This window comes from Moorena sp. SIO3H5, from assembly GCF_010692395.1.
In the GTDB taxonomy this organism is placed as follows: Bacteria; Cyanobacteriota; Cyanobacteriia; order Cyanobacteriales; family Coleofasciculaceae; genus Moorena.
On the sequence record NZ_JAAHHS010000704.1, the window covers coordinates 1 to 2,030 of the forward strand.

General features: G+C 42.9%; 2 protein-coding genes. One reads left to right on the top strand and one right to left on the bottom strand.

What is annotated here, in order from left to right; all coding sequences use genetic code 11:
* Positions 1 to 308: 308 nt before the first annotated feature.
* Positions 309 to 1,169: an inositol monophosphatase family protein gene (locus F6K52_RS35715; protein ID WP_364421407.1), complete on the bottom strand. Its 861-nt coding sequence runs from the start codon at positions 1,167 to 1,169 to the stop codon at positions 309 to 311.
* Positions 1,170 to 1,366: 197 nt separating this feature from the next.
* Here F6K52_RS35715 and F6K52_RS35720 point away from each other — a divergent pair, with 197 nt between their 5' ends.
* Complete coding sequence (locus F6K52_RS35720) at positions 1,367 to 1,795, top strand: hypothetical protein (protein ID WP_293089852.1); 429 nt, start codon at positions 1,367 to 1,369, stop codon at positions 1,793 to 1,795.
* Positions 1,796 to 2,030 lie beyond the last annotated feature (235 nt).

Genomic DNA, 2,030 nt, shown 5'->3' on the forward strand with positions numbered 1-2,030 from the left:
CCCTTTGTGCAGTTCCGACGCCGGAAAATCCCAGCCCGTCTGCTCAGTGCATTTGTACCATACTCGAGACCTCTGATTCAATCCTTCAGCTTTTTCTAACTCGATTTAAAATGGGCGAACCGGGAGTTAGAAGTTAGAAGTTAGAAGTTAGAAGTTAGAAGTTAGAAGTTAGAATTTAAAAGTTAAAAGTTAGAAGTTAGAATTTAAAAGTTAGAAGTTAGAATTCTTAATTCTACATTTTTAATTCTTAATTCTACATTCTTAATTCTTAATTCTACATTTTTAATTCTACATTTTTAATTCTACATTCAACTTGTCTTATTCCCAAGAAACTCTACCAAGGGCTTAAACACACTCACTAATTCTGGACGTGCTGCCACTAGAGTCGGAAAGGACCGCTGACCGTAATCTTGGCCTACTTCTAAGGGGAAAATTGGCTGAGAATCTAGGGGTACCCAAACTGCTCCAGCTGCGTGAATAATCACCCAAGCTCCAGCAAAATCCCAAATTTTCGGGGTTGCTTCCACTCCTCCTAAGGTGACACCGTTGGCAGTGGCGAGAAAGTTGTAACTGGCAACCCCGAGCATCCGAATTTTGCAGGGGAAGGGTTGCTTCATAACTGAAGTACTACGGGCGCAAAGGTTGAAAAAGTGGTTTTGGCTAGGGGAATCTTGGCTGCTGTGGATGGGACGTCCATTCAGAAAAGCACCGTTTTCTAAACCTTTGAGGTCTGATTTCCCCAGCCAAAAACCATGAAAGGATTGCTGGACAGGAGCAAAATGAATATAACCAAACACTGGAGTTCCCTGATACAACAAGCCTAAGGAAACCCCCCACAGGGGAATTCCTCTAGTAAAGTTGGTGGTGCCATCAAGAGGGTCAATAATCCAGCACCATTCAGACTCAGGAAATTGGTGGGATGCTTCTTCGCTCAGTACGCCGTGGCTGGGGAAATGAGATGCGATCGCATCTCTAATTTCTTGATCTGCCCACCTGTCCGCCTGGGTCACTAACGTACCATCGGCTTTTTCGGACCCTTGTACCTGACCAAAGTCCTTAAGGTGCCGATTCCCGACACGGTTTGTGGTGTCTTTGGCAAAGTTGAGAATATCTGTCCAAAAATCATTCATATGTTGTCCGGTGGTGCGCAGTACCGGAAATGATATCATAGTGCAGTTATCTAGTAAAAACCACCCATTTGTCTTAGTTTCTTGGGTTAGTTTTTAGTTTGTGTAGCTCTAGACAATCGGGATGTGAGTATAGCGTTTTCCATAGTTATGAGGTATACACGATTTTTTCCCTGCTCCCTACTAACTACTAACTAAAACCCAGAACGAAAGTACCTCACCCAATTGATAAATACTATATGGACTTATTCGGTAGTAATCGGCAAGACTTAGCAATAAACAAGTGGCAACATCAGTTAGATAAGTTTGTTAAAGCCAATCAAAAAGAATTAGCTGCACTAGCTTGGGGGCTCTTTCTGGAAAAAGGAGAAAGTGATGAGACCCTCGGACTTGACATGAAACCGAAGCCACATTTTGTTTACTGTCCTAGGGCAGCAATAGAAACCCTAAATCGTCAAGTTAATAACCAAATTCAGGAAATTTTGGGAGTGGTGGATGCTCATAAACCTGAGCAGGAAGTTATAATTATTGGCATTGGTAATGGACAGTTGAAACTGATTCAATTTGAACCTGAACTTTCCCCACCAGAGTGCTTTGAGCAAGTTGGTAAGGATGTCGATCAATTATTAGAAGAATTAGAGAAGCAGATGAGTGAAACAATAAAGTAGGGATATAAAGTAGGGAGAGCAATTCCGGTTAATCACTTCAATTTTATTACCCCTACTCCCTACTCCCTACTACCTACTCCCGTCTTGATGCAGTCGCTCATGGGGGAGACCACGGCAGTCGCTCATGGTTAGAAGTTACCGTAAGACAGTTGAGCCTTGTCTTGATGCAGTCGCTCATGGGGGAAACCCCCAAGACCGCGCAAATCACGCTAATCAATAAGTTTTACCCCTTTTC